The 20,252-nt window shown below is 64.2% G+C and carries 25 protein-coding genes and 2 tRNA genes; 10 read left to right on the top strand and 17 right to left on the bottom strand.

The window, feature by feature from the left end; all coding sequences use genetic code 11:
- Positions 1 to 5 precede the first annotated feature (5 nt).
- The 10 genes from pgsA to ACYRGX_RS17010 all read left to right on the top strand — a co-directional run bounded on the left by pgsA (position 6) and on the right by ACYRGX_RS17010 (position 3,577).
- On the top strand, positions 6 to 566 hold the full coding sequence (gene pgsA / locus ACYRGX_RS16965; RefSeq protein WP_473053619.1) for a CDP-diacylglycerol--glycerol-3-phosphate 3-phosphatidyltransferase: 561 nt from the start codon (positions 6 to 8) through the stop codon (positions 564 to 566).
- Between the two features lie 62 nt (positions 567 to 628).
- A tRNA-Gly gene (locus ACYRGX_RS16970) sits at positions 629 to 704 on the top strand.
- A gap of 38 nt (positions 705 to 742) precedes the next feature.
- Positions 743 to 816 (top strand) — tRNA-Cys (locus tag ACYRGX_RS16975).
- Between the two features lie 251 nt (positions 817 to 1,067).
- Positions 1,068 to 1,391, top strand: coding sequence for a hypothetical protein (locus ACYRGX_RS16980; protein WP_473053620.1), 324 nt, complete (start codon positions 1,068 to 1,070; stop codon positions 1,389 to 1,391).
- A 49-nt stretch (positions 1,392 to 1,440) separates the two neighbouring features.
- A complete protein-coding gene (locus ACYRGX_RS16985) occupies positions 1,441 to 1,899 on the top strand; it encodes a hypothetical protein (protein WP_473053621.1) in 459 nt (152 codons plus the stop codon).
- On the top strand, positions 1,899 to 2,312 hold the full coding sequence (locus ACYRGX_RS16990; RefSeq protein ID WP_473053622.1) for a hypothetical protein: 414 nt from the start codon (positions 1,899 to 1,901) through the stop codon (positions 2,310 to 2,312). The genes ACYRGX_RS16985 and ACYRGX_RS16990 overlap by 1 nt, the downstream gene beginning before the upstream one ends.
- Positions 2,309 to 2,536 (top strand): hypothetical protein, encoded by a 228-nt coding sequence (locus tag ACYRGX_RS16995; RefSeq protein ID WP_473053623.1) that lies wholly within the window; start codon positions 2,309 to 2,311, stop codon positions 2,534 to 2,536. The genes ACYRGX_RS16990 and ACYRGX_RS16995 overlap by 4 nt, the downstream gene beginning before the upstream one ends.
- Positions 2,533 to 2,946, top strand: a complete 414-nt coding sequence (locus tag ACYRGX_RS17000) for a hypothetical protein (protein ID WP_473053624.1) — start codon at positions 2,533 to 2,535, stop codon at positions 2,944 to 2,946. The genes ACYRGX_RS16995 and ACYRGX_RS17000 overlap by 4 nt, the downstream gene beginning before the upstream one ends.
- Before the next feature lie 115 nt (positions 2,947 to 3,061).
- Positions 3,062 to 3,337 carry a hypothetical protein gene (locus ACYRGX_RS17005; RefSeq protein ID WP_473053625.1) on the top strand — a complete coding sequence of 92 codons (276 nt, stop codon included), beginning with the start codon at positions 3,062 to 3,064 and terminating at the stop codon, positions 3,335 to 3,337.
- Positions 3,338 to 3,346: 9 nt separating this feature from the next.
- The gene (locus tag ACYRGX_RS17010; protein ID WP_473053626.1) at positions 3,347 to 3,577 is read left to right on the top strand and encodes a hypothetical protein; all 231 of its coding nucleotides are present in this window, start codon (positions 3,347 to 3,349) and stop codon (positions 3,575 to 3,577) included.
- Positions 3,578 to 3,591: 14 nt separating this feature from the next.
- Here the strand turns inward: ACYRGX_RS17010 and ACYRGX_RS17015 are convergent, their stop codons facing one another.
- From ACYRGX_RS17015 to ACYRGX_RS17095, 17 genes are all read right to left on the bottom strand, one after another.
- A complete protein-coding gene (locus tag ACYRGX_RS17015; protein WP_473053627.1) occupies positions 3,592 to 3,861 on the bottom strand; it encodes a hypothetical protein in 270 nt (89 codons plus the stop codon).
- The gene (locus ACYRGX_RS17020) at positions 3,858 to 4,259 is read right to left on the bottom strand and encodes a hypothetical protein (RefSeq protein WP_473053628.1); all 402 of its coding nucleotides are present in this window, start codon (positions 4,257 to 4,259) and stop codon (positions 3,858 to 3,860) included. The genes ACYRGX_RS17015 and ACYRGX_RS17020 overlap by 4 nt, the downstream gene beginning before the upstream one ends.
- The gene (locus tag ACYRGX_RS17025) at positions 4,256 to 4,885 is read right to left on the bottom strand and encodes a glycoside hydrolase family 19 protein (RefSeq protein ID WP_473053629.1); all 630 of its coding nucleotides are present in this window, start codon (positions 4,883 to 4,885) and stop codon (positions 4,256 to 4,258) included. The genes ACYRGX_RS17020 and ACYRGX_RS17025 overlap by 4 nt, the downstream gene beginning before the upstream one ends.
- Before the next feature lie 72 nt (positions 4,886 to 4,957).
- Positions 4,958 to 5,662: a hypothetical protein gene (locus ACYRGX_RS17030; protein ID WP_473053630.1), complete on the bottom strand. Its 705-nt coding sequence runs from the start codon at positions 5,660 to 5,662 to the stop codon at positions 4,958 to 4,960.
- A gap of 2 nt (positions 5,663 to 5,664) precedes the next feature.
- Complete coding sequence (locus ACYRGX_RS17035) at positions 5,665 to 5,931, bottom strand: hypothetical protein (protein ID WP_473053631.1); 267 nt, start codon at positions 5,929 to 5,931, stop codon at positions 5,665 to 5,667.
- Complete coding sequence (locus ACYRGX_RS17040) at positions 5,928 to 9,926, bottom strand: TipJ family phage tail tip protein (protein ID WP_473053632.1); 3,999 nt, start codon at positions 9,924 to 9,926, stop codon at positions 5,928 to 5,930. Before ACYRGX_RS17040 ends, ACYRGX_RS17035 begins: the two co-directional genes overlap by 4 nt.
- 58 nt (positions 9,927 to 9,984) lie before the next feature.
- Positions 9,985 to 10,584: a tail assembly protein gene (locus ACYRGX_RS17045; protein ID WP_473053633.1), complete on the bottom strand. Its 600-nt coding sequence runs from the start codon at positions 10,582 to 10,584 to the stop codon at positions 9,985 to 9,987.
- A gap of 60 nt (positions 10,585 to 10,644) precedes the next feature.
- Positions 10,645 to 11,004: a hypothetical protein gene (locus ACYRGX_RS17050; RefSeq protein WP_473053634.1), complete on the bottom strand. Its 360-nt coding sequence runs from the start codon at positions 11,002 to 11,004 to the stop codon at positions 10,645 to 10,647.
- A 30-nt stretch (positions 11,005 to 11,034) separates the two neighbouring features.
- The gene (locus tag ACYRGX_RS17055; protein WP_473053635.1) at positions 11,035 to 11,790 is read right to left on the bottom strand and encodes a C40 family peptidase; all 756 of its coding nucleotides are present in this window, start codon (positions 11,788 to 11,790) and stop codon (positions 11,035 to 11,037) included.
- Positions 11,791 to 11,792: 2 nt separating this feature from the next.
- Positions 11,793 to 12,539 (bottom strand): phage minor tail protein L, encoded by a 747-nt coding sequence (locus tag ACYRGX_RS17060; RefSeq protein WP_473053636.1) that lies wholly within the window; start codon positions 12,537 to 12,539, stop codon positions 11,793 to 11,795.
- 95 nt (positions 12,540 to 12,634) lie between these two features.
- Positions 12,635 to 12,769: a hypothetical protein gene (locus tag ACYRGX_RS17065; protein ID WP_473053637.1), complete on the bottom strand. Its 135-nt coding sequence runs from the start codon at positions 12,767 to 12,769 to the stop codon at positions 12,635 to 12,637.
- A 71-nt stretch (positions 12,770 to 12,840) separates the two neighbouring features.
- Positions 12,841 to 13,155, bottom strand: coding sequence for a hypothetical protein (locus ACYRGX_RS17070; protein WP_473053638.1), 315 nt, complete (start codon positions 13,153 to 13,155; stop codon positions 12,841 to 12,843).
- Positions 13,152 to 15,266: a phage head spike fiber domain-containing protein gene (locus ACYRGX_RS17075; protein ID WP_473053639.1), complete on the bottom strand. Its 2,115-nt coding sequence runs from the start codon at positions 15,264 to 15,266 to the stop codon at positions 13,152 to 13,154. The genes ACYRGX_RS17070 and ACYRGX_RS17075 overlap by 4 nt, the downstream gene beginning before the upstream one ends.
- Positions 15,263 to 15,847 carry a hypothetical protein gene (locus ACYRGX_RS17080; RefSeq protein WP_473053640.1) on the bottom strand — a complete coding sequence of 195 codons (585 nt, stop codon included), beginning with the start codon at positions 15,845 to 15,847 and terminating at the stop codon, positions 15,263 to 15,265. Before ACYRGX_RS17080 ends, ACYRGX_RS17075 begins: the two co-directional genes overlap by 4 nt.
- The gene (locus tag ACYRGX_RS17085; RefSeq protein WP_473053641.1) at positions 15,844 to 16,182 is read right to left on the bottom strand and encodes a phage tail protein; all 339 of its coding nucleotides are present in this window, start codon (positions 16,180 to 16,182) and stop codon (positions 15,844 to 15,846) included. Before ACYRGX_RS17085 ends, ACYRGX_RS17080 begins: the two co-directional genes overlap by 4 nt.
- A 1-nt stretch (position 16,183) precedes the next feature.
- A complete protein-coding gene (locus ACYRGX_RS17090) occupies positions 16,184 to 19,429 on the bottom strand; it encodes a phage tail tape measure protein (protein WP_473053642.1) in 3,246 nt (1,081 codons plus the stop codon).
- A 55-nt stretch (positions 19,430 to 19,484) separates the two neighbouring features.
- The gene (locus ACYRGX_RS17095) at positions 19,485 to 20,219 is read right to left on the bottom strand and encodes a hypothetical protein (RefSeq protein WP_473053643.1); all 735 of its coding nucleotides are present in this window, start codon (positions 20,217 to 20,219) and stop codon (positions 19,485 to 19,487) included.
- Positions 20,220 to 20,252 lie beyond the last annotated feature (33 nt).

Here is a 20,252-nt window from a genome sequence, read left to right on the forward strand (position 1 = left end):
TGCCAATGAACATCCCCAATCTGCTGACCGTGCTGCGCGTTGCGCTGATCCCGGTCTTCATCGCGCTTTTTTACCTGCCATTCGGATGGAGTTACTGGGCTGCCAGCGCGGTATTCGCGATTGCCGCGATCACCGACTGGTTCGACGGTTACCTCGCCCGCCGCCTGGAACAGAGCACCCCCTTCGGCGCCTTCCTCGACCCAGTGGCGGACAAGCTGATGGTCGCCGTAGCGCTGGTGCTGCTGGTGGAGGAACACCACAACCTGTGGTTGACCCTGCCGGCGATGATCATCATCGGCCGCGAGATCGTGATTTCAGCGCTACGCGAGTGGATGGCAGAGCTGGGCGCCCGTGCGCAAGTCGCCGTATCACGCTGGGGCAAGTGGAAGACCGCCGCGCAAATGCTGGCGTTGGTGATCCTGCTGGCCAACCCCCCGCAGTTCAGCGCGGCGGTGATCGTCGGCTATTTGCTGTTGATCCTGGCCGCCGTTCTGACGCTATGGTCGATGCTGCAGTACCTTCGCGCCGCCCTGCCCCATCTGTCGACCACTGCCGAGAAGAAATAAGGCTTTTTCAATCAAAGGCTTGACGGGACACGGGAAATCCATAGAATGGCGCCCGTCACCAAGCGGGAATAGCTCAGTTGGTAGAGCACGACCTTGCCAAGGTCGGGGTCGCGAGTTCGAGTCTCGTTTCCCGCTCCAGTTCGTAAAGACGCCGCAGATTGCGGCGTCTTTTTTGAGGCCGGGTGGCAGAGTGGTCATGCAGCGGATTGCAAATCCGTGTACGCCGGTTCGATTCCGACCTCGGCCTCCACTATTGAAAACCCCGAAGGCTCCGGCTTTCGGGGTTTTTTCTTGCCCGCAAGAAAGTGGCCGGTTTCCGCAACTATGGCGGCGGTTCCCGCAACACCTCCCTCCGAGGCGCTTCGCAACCCCGTCCATTTGAGCAGGTGACGAACGGTAATTCAGCCCATTGCATTAAATGCCTAGGCGTTTATACTGAGACCCATGGAAGGCAATCAAGCCGACCGCTACTCCCCGGATCACTGGGGACAGGAGACCAAAATGATCTTTTTCAAAGCAGCCATTTACAAACAGAACAAACTTCAGGAAATCATCGAATCAATCAGCATCGAAGATGCCGAAAAGCTGTTGATCGAGGGTCCTGCCAAGGGGCTGCAAATCAATGTTGGGGCATTCTTGCCCGACGGTCGCCACCTACAGGGATTTTACGAAGAGATGGGCGCTACGATCTATGCCCAGCCGTTTTGTGCCCGCACTGCGCCGAACAAGGATGAGGACGAAATCGCTGACGCGGTCTCTACGCTGCACAGCATCATTCCCCAGTACCGCGCAAACCAGGCGTACATCAGCGCGCCCCTTCCGTAACCCGCAACAGGAAGCCCCGGCCATCCGGGGCTGATCAGGAGGATCATCCATGGCCGATGTGATTTTCAGAGTGGCCTGCTATTCGCAAGTCATGTCCGCACACAGCGCGGCCAGTCTTGTGCAGGGGATTTTCTCGACCATCAATCGCGCCAGACTCCCGATGCAAATTGACATACAGATCGGCATCGTCACGAAGACAGGCCGCTTGGAATGGGGCGATCTCGCTCTAGTTCCTGGCCTTGGTCGCTGGCGCGGCCTGCCGGTCTCCAAAATCGTCAGGAGTCGAGATCAGTTGTGGAATGACATGCTCAAGGCCTCAAGGGCCTGGGCGGGCCAGGAGCAACTATGCGAGATGCTATCGGGATTTGTTGCGGAGCCCGGGCGACCGAAAATCGTAGGCTCTGCGCGGCCGCCAACAATCACGTCTTGGCGTTACACCAACGGCGAGTGGATCCGCGAGGAAAGCTTCGCCCTTAGCCATCAGCCACATGAGCCAGAGAAATCATAATGCCCACGTACCGCGTGCTACTTGACGGGCAGATCATCACAGAAACCACGCACGAGAGCGCGGCATGGGCAACCTACCGTGCCACGCTCCGGCGTGGCGATCTGCGCGAGCAGCGGCCTCTGGTAGAGATTGAGCGCGAGGGCGAGGAACTGCATAGCGCGCTGTGCGATGGCAGAGCCTCAGCAATCGATATCGGCCCTACCTCGACACCGAATACCGTGCTGAAAACGCTGATGGCAGGCGGGCTGCACGATTCTGACATTCGCCTGGCAGCTCAGGTCATGGGCTACCCAGTGTCCAACAGCCGCATCCAGGGATGGCTGGCCGGCCCCGGCAATCGCCGACACCAGGTCATGACCCTCGACGAGCTGGCAGTGATCGTCGCAGGGCTACAACAGAGGCACACCGAATGATGACACTCGAGCAATTCGACGCGCTCGCCAAACTGACCCGGATGCAGGACGGCCCGCGCTACCAGTGCGCTCGGCTCATGCTCGTTGAGGGCCTGAGCGGGACCGAGGCGGCGCGCCAGGTCGGCACGACGCCACAGAACGCGAGCCAGGCCCTGAAATCCTGCCGCGCAAACCTCGAACTCGCCCGCATCGCAGCGGGCCTAACCCCAGGGATGGACGAATGATCGAGATCAGGAACAACGGCCAGGATCTGGCCGGTACGAACTACTGGGATACCACGCATGCTGCAGCGGGCTACGCGTTCGCGAGTTGGAACGCCGGCGCACTGCGCCTACTGCTACCCCCTGCCCTGCTGCGAGATCTACCGGACATGCAGACGGGGCGTCTGGCGGTCGTCACGCGCGGACGGCTGCAGGGGCGTGACGCCCTCGAGATCATGTTCGACGACGACAGCGACGAGCCCTACACCCTGCACATCGTCGCCGAACAGTGCGACCGCCTCGTGCCGCCCGAACAACACGGCATGCCAATCGTCGTTACGGCCTGGGGCCCAGCAGGACTGCTACACACCTGGCGCGGGAAATACCGAGTCGGCCAGGCGCTACCGGACATGAGCCCATGGGTTGAGCACTGACCGACGAGCGGTATTTCTCGCTCTTGAATTAAACGCCTAGGCGTTTATAATTGAATCCATCGAGAGGCACAAAGCCTCTCACCACTCCCCGGATAGCTGGGGACAGGAGACCGAAATGAGCAAGTACACCGCATACAATCTGACCCACAACGAAGGCGGCGAAGGTTTCAACCCCTACGCAGCAGAAGATATCGCGCAGGCTGAAGCCAAGGTCGAAGCACGCATCCAGCACATCATCGCGAATATCGCCCGATACAAGGCTGCCTGGGCCGCTGCAGTAGCCAAACACAGCGTTAATGGCCAGCTCCCCACCAAATCGCTGGCGAAAGTCGAAGCCGAGGCAGGTGTTACTCACCTCGAAATCCAGCTCGTCAAGAGCCGCATGGCCTAAGAGGTGCCCATGAACACAGTCCAGAATGCCATCCGCGAACATGGTGCAGAAGTCGTCTACAAAGCAGCATGCGCCGCGATGGAGGGCGACTACGCCCGACTGTCAGAGCTCGGCATCAGCGCTAAATCTCTGGGCGAGGCGTTCGGTGTACAGACCTCAGCTTACAAAGCGATGGGCCCTGGGGCTCGTGCGCGCGAGCAGATGGCCGTGAATGCTGGCCTCATGAAGATAGAGCGGTGAGACGCCAACTTGTGCTAGCGACACACCTCATTCGCCGCCAGTAGCTCGCGCTCGTAGCCAATCCGCTGCCGGCGCTCGGCGAGCAGGGCACGAACTTTGACCTCGAGGCTGTCGCTCGCGCGCAGGCCGGCTGCGGCCCAGGGTGGGACGGGGACCGGGGCGGTTTTGCAGGGCACGGGCACCGGGACTTCGACGCGGACGGTGCGCACCTCGGGTTCGGGTGGCTGCCCGGCGCAGGCGGACAGGGCCAGGGCGGCGGCGAGAATCAGCGCGATGCGGATCATAGGCCCAGCTCCCGGTCGATGATGGCGTTTGCCGCGGCTGCCGGGTCGCCTCCGGTGCGCTCTTGCTGGAGGCGGTTGGCGGCCTGGTAGTCGGCTTGAGCGTCCGCGCGTGCCTGCTGCTGGGCCTGCTGGGCTTCGGCCTGGCGGCGCTGCTGCTCGGCGGCGAGTTGGGCGATGGCGGCATTCTGCTGTTCGGCCAGCTCGAGCAGGCTGTCGCGCGCCGCGGTGCATTGGCCTACACGCTCCAGCGCTGCGTCACGCTCTGCTGCCACGTCGGCGAGATCAGACTGAGCGGAACGGACGCGCAGCTCCTGGGCGCCGAGCAGCACCAGGGCGGCAATCACTGCCCAGGCCCAGACCGGCAGCAGTGCGGCGAAGCGGGTCAGTAGGGCGCTCATGCCAGCACCTCGACGGCCCTGGCCCGCAGGGCGAGGCGATCATCAAGGCCGTTCGTGCCGCCGTTGATACGCAGAGTGATTCCCTTGAAATCATCGCGGTCGGCCAGCTCGTTGAGGCCGCGGTGGTGCCAGTACCAGGCGGCAGCCATGGCGGCGTGCTCCGGCTGCTCGAGCAGCTCGGGTCGATCGAGCAACGGCAGGCCCAGCGCCTCGCCGGTGGCTGCGTAGTTGGCGCGGCCAGTGGTCTGGATCGCCCCGCGACCACGGAAGCGCCAGCCGTCGCCGCTCGACTCGGGACCGTTTCCGTTGCGGCCGGCGTATGCGTTGTTCGCGATCGCCTCAGGGCGCCGCGCCAGGCGCTGCGCCAGGGCATTGGGCGCGCCGTCCGATCCGCGATAGCGGCTCGGCCAGGTACGCGCCAGGCCCTCGGCGCTGTAGTTGAGGTTCTCGACCAGCCGCGTGAGCTGTGAAGACTCGTGCCCGATCTGCGCCAGGAACGCTGCTTGCCTGGCCCGGGTGTCGATGCGGTACCGGTCCATAGCTGCATTGAGCGCAGAAACAAAAACGCCCGCGACATGGCGGGCGTTCGGGAGTATCTGCAGCAGCTGCTGCTCGGTGATGGGCATGTGGGCTCCTGAAACGAAAAAGCCCGGCGCGGGGCCGGGCTGGTGGGTATTGATGAGGAATGATCTAGGCGATCAACGGATCGCCACCATCAGTTGGCACTTGGTCCAGTGGTTTCTCAGGATAGGATTACCCTCGTAGTAGCTGTCAGGGACATCCCGTGTCACGCTGCCGATCGTCAACTCGTTCCCCGCAGAATTGAACGAAACGCTCAGGCTGAAAAACCGTCGTAAGCTATTCGCTTGGATGCTCGAGAATCCGAAAAGCGGATTAAGCGCTACAAAGTACTTTCGACTTAGGGTTGGAGGCGGGAGAGATACCTGAATTGCCGGACCGTCTCGCACTACTGTTATCGGAATACACGCGATCAGCTGAAGTCCAAGATTAAGGCTGGAAAAAACGTTCCTCACCCTCAATCCAAATCCACCGGTATCAAGCACTAGACTAGAGTTTCTCACCGCTACGAAATACTCAAGGTCCTGCCCCGTCGTCTGGCCATCACTCAATACTGTTCGTGGATAGAAATAGTCACCTGCCGGGTAATACTGCGGCCCGAAGTTGCCGCCGGGGAATGCACCAGGATAGGGGAAGTCACGCGAAACAAACTGCCCCGCCACCGTAGGGCGGGCGAAGATAAGGTTCGTTTTATCCCCTGCACCGGTGAAGTTCACTTTCTCACCGCTGGCAGCTGTTCCCTCCTGGATGATCGAGTAGTTCGCGTACTGGCTATCGATCTGGATTTGGTTGTTGCCGTTGCGTGCCCTGAATCCTCTAGACATGTTTAGTACCGGAATATCGACAATGTGGCGGATTGAGCGGTTGGCCAGGTGTTGGTCAGCGCCAGGCCACCGCTGACCAGTTCTGCTGCTACCAGGTAGTTGTCCGAGTAGACGACCCAGGTGTCATCATCCTCGAGCCCGTCGACCACCACGCTCGCAGTTCCTGACGCTGGCACGGAAACCGTGACGATCGAATGCAGCCGGGTCAGGCGGGTGGTCAAATCGACAATCACCACACCCGCCCGCTTTACCCGCAATCCATAGGTCATGACAGGTCCCCCACCTCAACCTCTGCATCGCCGGTGGCGTCACGTACACGCAGCCCTTTACTGTCGAGGGTCACAGACCCATCGCCGGTAACCCCGCGCAGCGAGAACTCGCCAGTATTGAAGTCGAGCACGATCAACGGATCGCCATCAGGGTCGGTTGCCTCGGACTCCAGCCGCATCCCGACGATCAGCTCACGGATGAACGCCTGCCCGATCACCGCCGAGTTGATGAACACCTGCCCGCCCTCGACCACGAACGGATAGATCAGCTCGCCGCTCACTTCGTCGATGATCGCGAAGCGCTGGGCGAACGCGAGGATGGCGGACTCCTGTTCTTCGCCCTCCACGCCCACGGTCAACCCCGCCATGACGTTGCGGCCGCCCACCGTCGTCTGCGCCTTGATCGAAACTAGCGCCGAGAGCTGCCCGTCGAGGTCGGCTTTCGCCTGCTGCAGGACCTCGACAGCGGCCTGGGCGTCCTCAGTCGCTGCTTGCAGCTGCTGCAACAGTTCAGCCAGAGCGCCGGTTTCATCGGCGCGGACCTGCGCTTCCTGGTCGATGAGGGCCCGGTTCTCGCCCGACTCGACCACCAGCTGCTCGACGCGCCGGGCAGTACCCTGCCCGACCTGCCGCACTTCGGTGATCTGCGCTTCGGTACTGCCGTCGCGAGCGCGGAGGAACTGCGCTTCCAGGGCCTGCTCGGCTGACGTCTGCTGCAGGGTATTGATCTCTGTTTCCTGCTCGCCCGCGGTGGTCTCCAGCGTTTCCGCGCGCTGGGCCAGCTCGACCGTGGCCTGCTCGGTCGTTGCGATGCGACTGCCCTGCTGCGCGACCTCGTCGTCCAGGTCCTCTAGTTGCTGGCCCTGGGACTCGGTCACGTCCTCCAGCGACTGGGTGGTGACCTCCAGGGCGCTGGTCCGAGTGGCGATCCCGTCTGCCGTCTGCGCCAGATCGGTGATGGCGCTCTCGGTCTCGCCAATACGCGTTGCGAGTTGCTGAGATACGGTCGCCTGTTCGTCGGTCGTTTCCTGTAGTTGGCTGATGGCGCTTTCGTTGTCGCCAGCACGGGTCTCCACGGCGACCATACGGCTCGCCTGGTCGGCTTGTACCTCGCGGATCTCGGTGATGTTGGATTCCGCCTCAGCGCTACGCACTCGCAGTTGCTCGACCTCGCGAGCCGTGCCCTGCCCGACCTGCCGAACCTCGGTGATCTGCGACTCCGTATCGCCCTGTGTAGCGCGCAGCAGCAGCTGCTCAAGCGCCAGGTCGTCGGTGGTCTGCTGCAGTGCGCTGATCTGCGCGCCCTGCTGTTCGCCCAATTGCGCCCGTTCCTCCGCCTCGGCGATAAGATCGTCCGCTATCTGCTGGGCCTGGCTCGTGCGCTCCTGCACCTCCTGCGCCAACGCCTGCCCGAGTTGCTGCACGTCCTCGGTCAGTTCAGCCACTGCCTCGCCGGCACTGGCGCCCGCCTGGATCTGCTCGCGGAGCGTTTCCGTCAACGCCATGCTGCCGATGGTGCCGCCGAAGTACTCGTCGTACACGGCCTGGTCGGCGCTGCTCTGGCCGTCTACCCAGTCCGTCCACTCACCGACGTTGCCGGTGCGGTCGACGAGGCGTGCGCGGAACCAGCGGCGCCAGCCGGCGGCAACACCGGGCAGCACCAGGGTGCTGCCGGGGTACGCCACGTCGGCGAGGGTCTGCGCGTCGGCCTCGGCCTGGGTGGTGGAGAGCTGCAGTTCGGTGCGCAGCGTGTCCTCAGCGCCCTCCGGGAATGCCCAGTCGAGGGTGATCTGCAGCGGCCCCGGGGTGGCTGTCAGCGCCACCGGTACCGGCGGCGCGCTGGTCTTGCCGGCGAGCACGGTGGTGTCGCTGGTACGCCACTGGGACGCGACCTCGAACACCCCCACCGCGCGCACGCGGGCGACGTAGGTGCCGGCGTAGATGCCCTCCACGTCGACACCCAGGATCGAGCTGCGCGGCAGCCGTACCCAGTTGCCGGAGTCTTTGCGCCACTCGACGTCATAGCCGATGGCGCCGGCGACCGCCTCCCAGGTGATGGTCATTGTGGTGACGGCCAGGCCCTGGTCGGTGGCAACACTCTGCGCCAGCGTCACGCTCGACGGCCGCTCGATAAGGCCGGTCGGCAGCGTGCTGATCGGGCGCGTCTCCAGGCGCGCGCCGGAGTCGATCGCGTCGAACTTGCTCGGCTCGTATTGCAGCGCCGTGACCTCGAACACGCCCTTCTCCGGCCGCGTCACGTTCATCACGCGATACAGCGGCACGGCCAGGTCGTCAGCATCCAGGGCCCAGACCAGTTCCGGCTCGGGCGTTTCGCTATAGTCACTGGTCACGGTCACCGCTCGGCCCTCGACCGACAGCGCGGTGCGCCCCTCGGCCTGGCCACTGGGCAGGTTGAGGATCAGGCGATCGCCCGCCTTGGCCTGGGTGTCACGGTCCAGCGTCACGGTGCGTCCGTCGACGGCGCTGATGCGCCCGCCGATCTCGCGACCGGCCACCAGCGAGTTGGCGATCGGGATCACGTAGCCCGGCAGCGGCACCACGCCCTCGACGCTGGTACGGAACGTTACCGTGGCATCCTGGCTGTTGGTCAGCAGCACCCACTTGCCGCGGCGCTGAGCCTCGCTCGCGCGGGTGCAGCCGATCGCGCTGATCTCCACTGGCTTGTCGCCGTAGCGGCGCTGCAAGCGCTTGTCGGTCACGGGCACGACGTCGGTGTCGTAGTTGTTCGCCGGGTTGTCATAACTCACGAGGGCGCGGCTGTAGCGGCTGGCAACGCTGGCAGAGCCGCGGGTGAACTGGCCGTCGATGACGTTGGCGCGGGTGAACACGTAGTCGAAGTCCGCCTCGCGCGGGATGTCCGCCTGCACCTTGAGCTGGCCCTGGGCCCAGTAGGTCATGCCGCGGTAGATCGCCGAGATATCGCGCAGCAACTGCCAGGCGTCCGACCGGCTCTGCAGGTTCAGGTTGCAGGTATGGCGCGGCTCGGTGCCGCCCTGGCCATCGCTGACCATTCCGTCGCACCACTGGGCGATGCGGTACAGCTCCCACTTGTCGACCATCCAGGGCTTGATGCGCCTGCCCACGCCGAAACGGTCGTTAGTCGAAACGTCGTAGGTGTGCCAGGCCGGGTTATCGGTCCAGGCCTCTTTCATCGAGCCATCCCACACGCCGCTATAGGTGCGGGTGCGCGGGTCATAGTTGCTCGGCACCTGCACACGGCGCGCGTCACACTCCACCGTCACCGCTGGCACGTTGCTGAACTGCTCGGCGCTGAACTCGACGTAGAGCAGCGCAGTGTTGGGATAGGAGAGCTTGGCGTCGATCACCTCGGCCAGTCCGGCGATCAGCATCGTGTCCGCGTAGCGGGCGCTGTTCTGGTTTGCCGTCAGCCGGCGCACACGGATCTGCCAGCCGCTTTCGGCCGCCGGCAGGTCAATGCGGCGAGAGCGTTCGTAGCGGGTCGTGGTCTTGCCGTCGACGGACTCAGCGAGCACTTCCTGGTAGGGGCCGCCATCGGTCGACAGGTCCACGGCGTACTCGATGACGTAGCCCTTCACGTTGCCGCTGGTGTCCTGCTGCTGCAGTGCGGGCCAGGCCAGGCGCAGGCGCACCGCCGAGAGCTCGGTGTTGCTGATCGCGCGCACCCAGGGCGTGCCGCTGCGCAGTTCGAGGTTGAGCGAGATGTCGTTCTCGATGCTCGGCAGGCCGGGGATGTAGTCCTGATCGACACTGCCCGGCCGCCATTCCCAGTCCACGCCCTCGAACTGCAGGTTGCCGTCCGCATCGGCGAGCGGCGTGTTGTCCAGATAGATGTCCTGCGCCGTCGGCGTGCCATCGAACTCGCCCTCGCCCACGGCGATCAGCAGCTTGGTTTTCGCGATGCTCTGCAGGCTATCCGGCGCCTCGGTCGGCGCCTTGGCCTTGCTGCCACCGCCCTTCTCCCCGGCGATATCGATGTCGAGCACTGCGCCCATGTGTTTCTCCCAGGCAAAAAGAAGCCCGCTGAAGCGGGCTGTTGGTGTCGCGTGCCGGTCAGACCTTGTCCTCGGCATAGATCCCTGCGCTGATGATCGCGCCGCCCCAGCGACGGCGGCCGTAGCAGATCGGCACCGGGTTACCGCTGGCGGTGGTGTTCTTCGCCGAGCCGAAGGCGTAGCTCGGCAGGTTCTCCGGGGCTGCGGACTGCTTGAGGCCTGTGGTTTGCGGGCTGAGCATTTGCACGACGCCGCCGGCGGTCATGGCGATACCGGCGCTGACCATCATCGGCCCGGCCGCCGGAAAGATCGGGGTCAGCATGATGCCAGCGACGATGAGGGCGACACCGACGATGGTCTGGATGATGCCGCCGTTTTTCCGGCCACGCATAACCGGTGCGATGCGGATCTCTTCGCGTCCGCCCATCCCCAGCTCAGCTTCCGAGATGTTGCGTTTGCCCCGGAATACGGCGAACTCCATGCCGCGGAGGTGCGCGTTGGCCAGGAATCGCTCCAGGCCGGGGATCTGCACGCACAGCGCCTTGATCGCTTCGGCCGTGGAATTGACGAGCAGCCGATACTCGCGTCCGAACTGGCGCAGCGCGCCGTAGAGCCGGATGGTGGTCATCGGGGTGTACTCAAGAACTGATGCGGCCATGGTTTTCTCCGGGTATAAAAAAACCGCCCGAAGGCGGTCTGTTGTCTGTATGCGCCGGCATCAGCGGCAGGTTCGCACGGCCTCGATAACGCTGCCTCTGCCCCAGGTCATCCCCGGCATTCGCACGTAGAGGCTCGCATTCGAACCATTCGGGGTGGTCACGATGTCCAGAACCTCGTTGGTCTGCCCCATGCTGGGAACGGCCGAGATGATCCGGAAACCGCTCGGCGTCTCGTTCATGGTCGTGGCGACGTTGTGCTCCTGCCAGCGCGGCAGCACGCACAGCGCGAACTCCTTCGCGGGCTTCGAGCTATCCAACGTCAGTTGAGGGCTGCCCGCGAGCAGATCACCCGGAGTGCTGCAGCCCGAAATCAAGCCGCACAGCAGGACAATCGCGGCAGAGAATCGCCTGATGGCCATCACTTTTTGCCTCCCTGAAAAACCCCGAGCCTAGCAGAAGCCCTGGTGCCGTAGCACCAGTCGGGTGCGGGTCCACCAGGGGCCGCCGAACACGATGATCTCCGAGCGGCGGCTGTGCAGGTGGTGCAGCAGGAAGGGGCCGGCGCCCCAGACCTGGCTCGCTTCGCCGGGGAGCGAGGCGTCTGCGCCGAGGTAGATGCCCGCGTGGTTCGGGTGGGCGGTGCGGCCCACACTCATGACGATCAGGTCGCCGCGCTGGGGCTGCTGCACCTGCACGAAACCGGCCTCGGCGAACTGATCCTCGTAGAGGCTGGGGCCGGCGGCGTTTTCCCACCAGCCGTCCGTGCGCGCATAGCGCGGGAACTCCAGGCCCCGCTCGCGCTGGTACCAGTCGGCGCAAACCTGCCAGCAGTCCTGCACGCCGTGGACGAACGACCGGCCCAGCAGCGGCACCTGCGCCAGCGGCTCGACGCAGCGCCAGTCGTTTTCCGGCCAACTCAGGATGTACCAGGGCAGGCCGGAGGCGTTGCACATGGCCACGTCCGCCGCGCTCGGGCGGCAGGTTGCATCCGGGTGGCTGTGGACCACGGCGAGCACCGTGCCGGCGTCCTCGATCGCGGCGTACTCCTCCGGCGCGATGCGGAATTCCTCGCCGGGTTCGGCGGCGGTGTTGCTGCAGGGGCGGTATTCCTGGGTGCCGTCGATATCGACGATCAGCCCGCAACACTCGCGCGGGTATTCGGCCGCGGCGTGCTCACGCACGGCGGCAAGGATGTGCTCGAGCATGATCAACTCCGCGCGATGATGGAGACGGCGGGAAAGCCACCGAAGGGCAACTGGCTGGTGGCGCCGAAGCGCGGCTCGCACCCCGTGCCCAGGCAACCGTCACACTCGTCGAGCTCGGGGTCGTCAGTCGGGTTGCCGTCGATGTCGACGTAGGGGCCGGTGTAGCCGCAGTTCGGGCCGCGATAGCCGCCGGTCATGGCCCAGTGGCAGAGCGTGGTCATCTGCCGGCCCACCTGCTCGCCGCCCACATCGCCGGGGCTCGCCAGTTCCCAGGTGACGGTCTGGTCGTTGTCCCCGGTCTTCTGGTCGAGGTACCAGATCTCGATGATCTCCTGCGTCGGGTCCGCCTCGTCGTTGCCGCCTTCGAAATTGGCGGCGTCGAGGAAGCGCTTCATGGTGCAGTGGATGGTCAGTTGGAACTGCAGCATGTCCTCGAACGCGAGGCAGAGCGCGGTGATGCGCCCGGAGACGTTGCCGGCGGTGAATTTCGGCCGCACCTCGCGGCCCTCGCCGTTGGTCTCGATGCCCTCGATCTGCACCGGCCACGCGGCGTATTCCTGGCCCTGCCACCAGATGCTCTTCGGCGGCAACTGATCGGCATCGGCGCCAGCGGCGCGCAGTTCGTCTGCGGTGTACGGCACCTGGTAGCCATGGAAGCGCACCACATCGGCGCCCCACTCCGAGCCATCCAGCTCGAACAGAATCACCTCATCGCCTGGCTCAAGGCGCTGCAGGTCGCGGATCAACATGGAGTACTCCAGAAACGAAAAAGCCCGGCGCGGTGGCCGGGCTTCGGGATGTGGGTGATGGGTATCGCGTTGCTCAACCCATCCTACGGGGCGGGTTATCCGCCGCCGGTGGCAACGAGGGCGGCGCGGTAGCCGAGGCCTACGCCGAACAGCACGGCGAGGGAGAGCATTGCGGCAATCAGCAGGAACAGCGGCCAGTCGGGCTGGCGGGGTGCGGTGCGCGGTTGCATAGGGTGGCGTCCTTGCCCAGGGAATACAGGGGCACCCTACCCGGCCCGCGGGCGCAGTGCTGTGCGGCGGGTCACGCGGCCCACTTTACGGGGGCATCGGCGTAATCGAGGACGGTGACGGTCTCCGGCCAATCTACCTCCGCAGGCGTCGAGAGGATCGCGTGGTAACCCTCCTGCGGAGTGCGCGTGACTTCGACGTCGCCGTTCTCCAGCTGCGTCTGGACTTCGTCGTAGACGGTGCCGAACATGTTGATGCCCACGCCATCGGACGGATAACGCGCGGTGTTGCCGTAGTCATCTGGACTTGAGGGCTCGCCGAGCAGGCCTAGGTCGATTAGCGCGGCGCGCATGGTGGAGCGGGTGTCGGTGCGGATGTAGTAGTTCATGCTGCGAGTCCTCGTAAGACAGCGTTGAGCGGGCGCTTGGGGTAGTAGGCGATGGTGTCGATGTGGCTGTTCCAGTAACTGCCGGAGTTAAACCTACCGATGCTGATGCCCGTTACCACAGACGACTGTGATCTATTCGGGTCAGTGTTCAAGACGGCACCCAGGGTGGCGGAAAACTCGTTGGGAGTGACCCCTAGCGAATGTCGGAATGACGTCCCCCTGTTGAGGCCCTGCATAACGGAGCCGCTAGAGCCACGGCCATTTACACCGATCTGCTGTGCAGACGCGGCGAAAAACACCTGGTAGTCGGGGTAGACTTGGTAAATGGCTGGATAACTAGATGACTGAGCCGACGATATCCCCGACGCCACGATTGTGTAGGCATCCGGGGTGAACCAGGGGGTGATTACGGAAACTGCGCAATTGTCCGCCTGCCGGGTTGCCGCAGCGCTGGTCGTGACATCAGCGGCACGCACCGCCACTGCGCCCTCAATCGGCCAGATGAACGAGCTGGCCACCGTCACGTTGGGCTCTACGCAGACCGGCGAGACGTAGACCGTTTTCGCCAGGCTGTCGCCAGAATAAACAGTGAAAGCCTGCACTGTGCTGGGCACCGAATACTTCCGCCATCTCTGCGTCAGCGTAATCGGAGTGCTCGTCCCATCGCCTCCGATGCGCAATATTTCGCCGCCGACCTCCCCTCTGGCCCAGATCGACCCTACCCCACTCGTCGCGCCGCCCCAGGAGAACTGGGCCGTGGACAAATAGAAGCCTACGGTTGTCGCCTGCCCACCGGGGAATGTGAGTTTCGAGGAATTGTTGGCGCCATTAGGCCCTGCCTGACCTGTAGCCACGGTCACGGAGCCGGCGTTGTTCGAACTCCAACCCGCCCCTCCTGGCGAGGCCGCTCGCGTGCAGACATTGCTGCTTGCCGGCTCCACCAGCAACCCGATCTTCCGCAGCGTCCCGTCAGGATTGAACGCATACGCATCGCTGCGCGCGACGCCTGCGGCAGCGGTCTGCAGCGTGCCGGTCGAGTCGGTGTAGGTCGCGGCGGAGGTGCGGGACACGAAAGTCTGCGTCGAGCGGATGTCGGACAAGGCGAAAGCCGCCGCTTCGACCTGGACGTGATCAACGTCAACGCCGACAGCCGCGCCCGGCGTCCAAGAGGGTTCCCTACCGCTGGTCGCTGCTGGGATCAGGCCGATATTGACGGCGTTGTTTGTCGCGCTCGCAGTGGCTACGAAGGTGACTTCAATACGCACCCAGCCCGCACGTTCTTTCTTCACTTTCACGCTGGTGGCGCTACTGCCCGCTGAGCCGGCGACGGCGTTCGCGAGGTCAACGTTCGCCCAGGCATTGGAGCCGAACGCCCCGCCGCCGCCGTAAATCTGAGCGAAGTTCAGCCCAGCCGCTCTGATGCGGGCGGTGAAGGTGTACGACTGTCCCGCTACGAACGCCATTGCCGGGTGATACGCGTAGGTGGCTTGCGTCCCGGACGCTGGAGTGAGTACCCGGGTCGCCGTAGCTGCGCCGTCGTACCCCTCGACGTTGTAGGCCGGAGTCCCATTTACATAGGTCCACGAGCTGTTCGGGGTCGAGTGCTGCAGCAGATTGGTGCGCTGTTCCTCCACCAGCAGCCCCAGGGACCGGATGGCGTGCCAGCTCGCCGGCACCCCGCTCCCCTCAATCTGCACGATGCGCAGGCGGATGCTGAGCGTCGAGCGCACCCGCGTGACGCGGCCCCATACGCTGATGCCGTAGGCCGAGAGGCGAACGGCCTGGCGCACGGTGAATGCATGCGCCGTGGTCGTCGTGACGGTGATCGTGTTGCCGACGATCAGGGAGCCGGTGTGCGTTGCCTGCACCAGTGTCGCCGGGTCGTGATCGAACCGGGGTTCATTTGCTGCCGCCTGGACCTGGTAGCCGTAGGCATTCCGGTAAGTGCCGGCGCTCGCGCGGGTCAGGGTGAAGATGTTGCTGAACCCCTCCTTGTCAATCGCGCCAGTCTGCCAGTTGCGCGTGCGGAACAGTCGGCAGGCGAAGTCCGCGAGAAACGAAGGCTCGCCTTGCGCAGCGCCGAGGGTAGAAACAAGACCTAGCGCGCTCATGCGGAAACTCCCGTTGCGATCCAATCCATGGGCACATCCGACATGACCTGCAATTTCTCGCCTGTGGCAAGGACGATGCGGTCGGTCCAGCGGCGGGCGCCGGCATAGTCGGCGATGTCGTCGTTGCTCATCAGCGGGGCCTCGGTGGTACCGTCGTTGCGGAGAATGCGCAGGTTGGCCTCGGCGGGTAGGTAGGCGCTGGCGAGCACCAGGCGCACGGTGGCTGGGCCGGTTTTCAGGTCAGCCCAGGCGCCAGCGGCGCTGGAGGCCACGGCGCTGCTGTAGCCGGCGGTGGTGGAATGGGTGACGGTCCAGTTCGCGGACTGGTCGCTCATGGCCTGCAGCTTGTCCCCGGCGGCGAGCGAGAGCCCGCCGATGGCGGGGCGGTGCGGCGCCAGGGCTGGGAGCAGGTTGCCGGGCAGGATCATGGCGCTGGTGCCGTTGGCGAGCAGCAGGCGCAGCGCTACGCCGGCGTCGGACGCGCCACCGTTGAGCGCTACGGACATAACCATACCGGCGGCGGTGGCGAGGTCGGTCCATGCGCTGCCGCTGGTGGTGAAGGTGGTTGTCGTCTCGGTCATGGGGCGGGCGCCTGGGTGAATGTTGCCGTCAACGTGGCCACGCCGCCGGGCTGGCGGCTGTAGTTGAACGCTTTGCAGCGGTAGAGGCCGAGGTCACCGTCCGGGGGCGTCCAGAGGAATGCGCGCGCACCACCGTGGCGCTTGATGAAGTCGCGGATCTCCAGCACCTCGTCGACGGTGCCGCCGAACTTGAGCGACCAGGGCTCGAGACTGCCGTTCATGCCCTCGCCCACGGCTTGGATATAACCGTCGCCGAACTGGGACTCGCGCACGTTGAAGGTTGCGTCGATGCTCGCCTCGTCGTCGGAGGCCCAGGTGAAGGTCTCGATGGCCATCTCAGGCAATCCCCTTTGCATTGCGGTAGCTGATGCCGCCCGAACGCCAGCTCGCGGCGATGGCGCGGTCAGCGGCGGCTTGCATTTCTTTCTGCCAGTTGGCAGCGAGCGCGGCTTGGTCCAGCTCCATTCCCTCGTCGCTGCGGTCCTGCATCACGAACTGCGCCGGGGCGCTGATGCTGATGCTGCTGCCCGAGCTGCCCGAGCCCACGGCGCGAACGCCGAGGGAGCCATCAGCCGCGCGCGCGAGCGGCACGATGGCTTCCGGCCCGTCCTCACCCATCACCCCTGCCCCGCCGGCCATGCCGAAGGCGGTGGGCTGGCTGACGATGCTGTTGGTGAAGGCGCCGCCCTTGGCGAAGAACTGCACGCCGGAATCCCAGGCGCCGCCTTTGGCTTGCGTCGACAGCCAGTTGGAAAAATCTGAGCCGGTGTAGCCGGACTGAGTCGCGCCGGCGGAACTGCTGCCGCCAGTGAATGCGGAAATGCCCCAGCCAATGGCACTGCTGAGCAGCCCGCTGGCGGCCTGTGCCGCCTGGATGCGCGCCATGTCCGCAATCACGCTGGCGGCGAAGCTGCGGAAGTTGAGCTTGCCCGTGACGGTGAAATCGGCCAGGGCATCGCGAGCGGAGTTGAAACCGGTGGTCAGCGAGTCCTCTGTGGCGCTGGCCACATCGGCCGCGTCCGCTTTAATGTTCTGCCAGGCCCGTCGCGCGCCGTTGGTGTAGTCCTGCTGGGCGGCCAGCCGCGCGGCGTGGCCGTCCACTTCCATTTGGATCTCGCGGGCCTGGTACTCGGCCAGGTCCGCCAGGCGCTGCTCGTAGGCGTACTGACTGAGGCGCCGGCTGGCGTCCTCCTGCTGCTGCTCCAGCTCTCGGCGCTGCTGGGCGTAGCGCTGGCGAATCTCGTTGACCCGTTGCAGCTGCTCGCGCTGATCGTCGCCCAGGCCGATTCCGGTGACTTCGTTGTCTATCTCCTGCTGGCGGGTCTGCAGGATGACCTCCATCGCGGCGCGATAGGCCTCGGCGCTGTTGCGGCGGACCTGGGCGAGTTTCTGTTCCGCCTCGATCTGCTGCTGGACCTGGCTGTCGGCATAGGCCTGGTTGAGGTTGAGGATGCCCTGCTCCATCTCCGCAGCGGTGATCTTGCCGGCGGCCTGGGCCGCGCGCAGGCCCTTGATGCCCTCGGCGAGATCGGCCAGGCGCTTACGCTCCGGCAGGGCGCGATCGAGCAGCTTGTCGAGGGCTTTGATCTCGTCCTCGAGGGACTTGGTGTGGTCCTTCTGGTCGGCGGTCGCCTTCTTGTTCGCCGCGCGCTGGGCCTCGATGGCGTTCGCGGCGGAGATGATCGCAACCCGGTCGGCCTCGGTGAGGTCCTTGTTCTCGGCGATGTAGCGATTCGCCTCGGCGATCGCGCTGCCGTTGTCTTGCAGCTTGGCGAGCTGCTTGGTCAGGGTGTCGAGGTAGGTCTGTCCGGCCGAGGACATGCCCGCCTTGGCGGCGTTGTTGTCCTGGGTGGCCTGGGTGTTGGCGTCCAGCTCACTGGTGAGCAGGCGCAGGGTATCGGCGATCTGCGCGGAGCGGCGGTCGGCATCGCTGAAGGCGCCGGCCTGCTGCAGCCAGGACTGCAGGGTGCTGGCGGGCAGGTTCAGCCGCTCGGCGACTTCGCGCAGGATGGGCGAGAGGTCGGCACCGCTTTCGCGCGCCTCGTTGAGGCGGTCGATCAGCGACTGATAGGCCGTGAGCTGCTGGGTGTAGGCGCCGCCGGAATCACGCGCAGGCGCTGTGACCACCGCCGAGCGAATCGATTGGGCCAGGTCGTCATAGGCGCCCTGGACCTGTTCCGCGGCGGTGATTTGAGATTGCTGCCAGCGGACCAGCGAGGCCTCTTTCTGGTCGCGGGTCAGCCCCTGGAATTCGGCGCGCAGCTCTTCGGTCGAACGCTTGAGCTCGGCCAGGTCAACGCCCGCCTGATCGGCATTGCCGCCCATGAGCAGGAAACCCGCGGCGACGGTACCGGCGGCCAGAGCGAGGCCCATGGGGCCGCCGAGGGCGGACAGGATGCCTAGGCTGGCCGCACGCAGGCCCTGCTGAGCGGCGGCAACCGTTGCCGTTGCTGCCGCCTCGCGGGTGCGCGCCTGGGCTAGCTGAATGGACAGCTGCGTCTGCACCGCAGTACCGCGTGCAGCGGCCGCCTCGCGGGCTGCGAGAATGGTGGTGGTCTCGGCCTTGCGCTGATCGGCGATTGCCGCCTGCAGCACGGCATCCGCTTGGGCGATACGGGCGGCACGGTCTGCCCACGCGGCTTTCACCGCCAGCCCAGCGCGAGCCGTGTAGAGCGTCAGCGCCGCGATACCCGCGCCACCCAGCACACTCGCAACCACGCCGACGTTATCAGCGATCACGCCCAGCGCGGTCGCCAGGCCAGCGAATACGCCGGTCGTTTCCTCCGCGCCGCCGATGAAGGTCTGGATCGCGTTCTGGATGTTCACCATAGCGTCCTGGACGCTGGTGGACATTTCCTCGGCGGCCTTTCGGTTCACCTCAACGGTGCTGAGCAGGCCTGCGTTGATGTCGTCCAGCGCCAGCTTGCCCTGGGCACCCAGGTTGCGGATTTCCTCCGCGCTCTTGCCGGTGCCGGCGGCGATGGCGTTGACGATGGTCGGCATCGCGGTCTGGATGGCGACCCAGCCATCGGCCTCGACCTTTCCGGTCTGCAGGGCTTTGCTGTAGGCGTCGAGCGCGGACTGCGCGCGGTCGGCGCTGGCGGCGTTGGTCACCAACAGGAAGGAGAACGAGTCGGTGATGTCGAGCGTCTGCTGGGTGTTGTAACCCAGGGAGCGCATCACGTCCGCGGTGCGGATGTACAGTTCCTGCGCCTCGGCCAGCGGTCGATAGGTCTGCTGGGCCGTCTCCAGCAGGTGCGCCTGCACCTGCTGATATTCGGCAGTTCCGGAGGTGGCCATGCGCAGGCGGTCAGCCATCTGCCCGTAGGCATCGACCTGGCGGATGATGCCGCCCACCAGCCCGGCGCCAGCGAGCGCAGCGAAGGTGCCACGCATCAGGGTGCCAGCGCGCTGTGCCGCCTGGGCGCTGCGATCGAACGAGGCGTCGACGTTGGCCAGGTTGCGGTCGATGCTGCTGGTGGTGCGCGCGACCAGTTGATCCGAGGCGGCCAGCTCCCGACGCAGTTGCGCCGTTGTGGCCTCAATCTGGATCAGCATCCCCTGGACTTCTTGGTCTGCCATCGTTTTCTCCGGGTATAAAAAAACCGCCCGAAGGCGGCTTTAAAAATCGACAAATCTAATGAGAGTGCCTTTTAAAGGTCTGACCTAACACCTCATATGCCTGAACAAACCCAAATAAGGATACTTGGCTATCAATGTTTGATTGATATGGCCATTCCACATATCTAACCAATATATTCTTACCCGTCGACATTTGCTTGATTGCTTGATCGACCTGCGAAGCTGAAAACTGCCTCTTCTCACCAGCAGTCATCGGTGCATTCTTGTCAACTCTAATCATCACACTTGAACCAGGGTAATGATCCGTACCCACTCTCAAGAATGGCTTACCGTCCTTCCAAATCCCAACATTAAGAGACCCGCTACTGATAGAGCACCAACGCGTGTCATCCATAAGGTCAGCCTTACACATTAGCTCCCAGTTCTTAATACTCCTATCTTTCACATAGTCCAATGTTGAAGCTGGGTCACCCTGTATAACTCCACTCCCATCAGAGTAATATACGCGGTATTTCACGCCATCGAACTTACCAAATTCCGAGCGAGTCAGTTCGAAACCCGGCGCGGTGTACCTCTTGGATATATCGCAAAATACAGAGCCGCCAGGAAATAGAGGACTTTCCGATTTTATGCTTTCTGCATCGACCTTCAATGGCGAATCAGATGTATATCCAGCGGCCATCTTCACTTCATCGCATTTTTTACCGCCGATAACTTCAGCAAAGCTGATGCAAGGGATAGCGGCCAATGTCATTAGCACTGCGATTCCCAATAACCTGAATTTCCGCATCTCGCCACCTCCCTGTTGGAAAGGTACGAGAAT

This window comes from Pseudomonas sp. R4-15 (assembly GCF_055768815.1).

Excerpts from the sequence above, each read along its gene's own strand:
- ACYRGX_RS16985 (WP_473053621.1), top strand. The coding sequence starts at position 1,441 with ATGGCCGATGTGATTTTCAGAGTGGCCTGCTATTCGCAAGTCATGTCC.
- ACYRGX_RS16980 (WP_473053620.1), top strand. The coding sequence starts at position 1,068 with ATGATCTTTTTCAAAGCAGCCATTTACAAACAGAACAAACTTCAGGAA.
- ACYRGX_RS17040 (WP_473053632.1), bottom strand. The coding sequence starts at position 9,926 with ATGGGCGCAGTGCTCGACATCGATATCGCCGGGGAGAAGGGCGGTGGC.
- ACYRGX_RS17020 (WP_473053628.1), bottom strand. The coding sequence starts at position 4,259 with ATGAGCGCCCTACTGACCCGCTTCGCCGCACTGCTGCCGGTCTGGGCC.
- ACYRGX_RS17005 (WP_473053625.1), top strand. The coding sequence starts at position 3,062 with ATGAGCAAGTACACCGCATACAATCTGACCCACAACGAAGGCGGCGAA.
- ACYRGX_RS17075 (WP_473053639.1), bottom strand. The coding sequence starts at position 15,266 with ATGAGCGCGCTAGGTCTTGTTTCTACCCTCGGCGCTGCGCAAGGCGAG.
- ACYRGX_RS17095 (WP_473053643.1), bottom strand. The coding sequence starts at position 20,219 with ATGCGGAAATTCAGGTTATTGGGAATCGCAGTGCTAATGACATTGGCC.
- ACYRGX_RS17055 (WP_473053635.1), bottom strand. The coding sequence starts at position 11,790 with ATGCTCGAGCACATCCTTGCCGCCGTGCGTGAGCACGCCGCGGCCGAA.
- ACYRGX_RS17080 (WP_473053640.1), bottom strand. The coding sequence starts at position 15,847 with ATGACCGAGACGACAACCACCTTCACCACCAGCGGCAGCGCATGGACC.
- ACYRGX_RS17035 (WP_473053631.1), bottom strand. The coding sequence starts at position 5,931 with ATGACCTATGGATTGCGGGTAAAGCGGGCGGGTGTGGTGATTGTCGAT.
- ACYRGX_RS17025 (WP_473053629.1), bottom strand. The coding sequence starts at position 4,885 with ATGCCCATCACCGAGCAGCAGCTGCTGCAGATACTCCCGAACGCCCGC.
- ACYRGX_RS17090 (WP_473053642.1), bottom strand. The coding sequence starts at position 19,429 with ATGGCAGACCAAGAAGTCCAGGGGATGCTGATCCAGATTGAGGCCACA.
- ACYRGX_RS17065 (WP_473053637.1), bottom strand. The coding sequence starts at position 12,769 with ATGCAACCGCGCACCGCACCCCGCCAGCCCGACTGGCCGCTGTTCCTG.
- ACYRGX_RS17015 (WP_473053627.1), bottom strand. The coding sequence starts at position 3,861 with ATGATCCGCATCGCGCTGATTCTCGCCGCCGCCCTGGCCCTGTCCGCC.
- ACYRGX_RS17085 (WP_473053641.1), bottom strand. The coding sequence starts at position 16,182 with ATGGCCATCGAGACCTTCACCTGGGCCTCCGACGACGAGGCGAGCATC.
- ACYRGX_RS17010 (WP_473053626.1), top strand. The coding sequence starts at position 3,347 with ATGAACACAGTCCAGAATGCCATCCGCGAACATGGTGCAGAAGTCGTC.
- ACYRGX_RS17045 (WP_473053633.1), bottom strand. The coding sequence starts at position 10,584 with ATGGCCGCATCAGTTCTTGAGTACACCCCGATGACCACCATCCGGCTC.
- ACYRGX_RS17070 (WP_473053638.1), bottom strand. The coding sequence starts at position 13,155 with ATGAACTACTACATCCGCACCGACACCCGCTCCACCATGCGCGCCGCG.
- ACYRGX_RS17050 (WP_473053634.1), bottom strand. The coding sequence starts at position 11,004 with ATGGCCATCAGGCGATTCTCTGCCGCGATTGTCCTGCTGTGCGGCTTG.
- ACYRGX_RS17030 (WP_473053630.1), bottom strand. The coding sequence starts at position 5,662 with ATGTCTAGAGGATTCAGGGCACGCAACGGCAACAACCAAATCCAGATC.
- pgsA (WP_473053619.1), top strand. The coding sequence starts at position 6 with ATGAACATCCCCAATCTGCTGACCGTGCTGCGCGTTGCGCTGATCCCG.
- ACYRGX_RS16990 (WP_473053622.1), top strand. The coding sequence starts at position 1,899 with ATGCCCACGTACCGCGTGCTACTTGACGGGCAGATCATCACAGAAACC.
- ACYRGX_RS17000 (WP_473053624.1), top strand. The coding sequence starts at position 2,533 with ATGATCGAGATCAGGAACAACGGCCAGGATCTGGCCGGTACGAACTAC.
- ACYRGX_RS16995 (WP_473053623.1), top strand. The coding sequence starts at position 2,309 with ATGATGACACTCGAGCAATTCGACGCGCTCGCCAAACTGACCCGGATG.
- ACYRGX_RS17060 (WP_473053636.1), bottom strand. The coding sequence starts at position 12,539 with ATGTTGATCCGCGACCTGCAGCGCCTTGAGCCAGGCGATGAGGTGATT.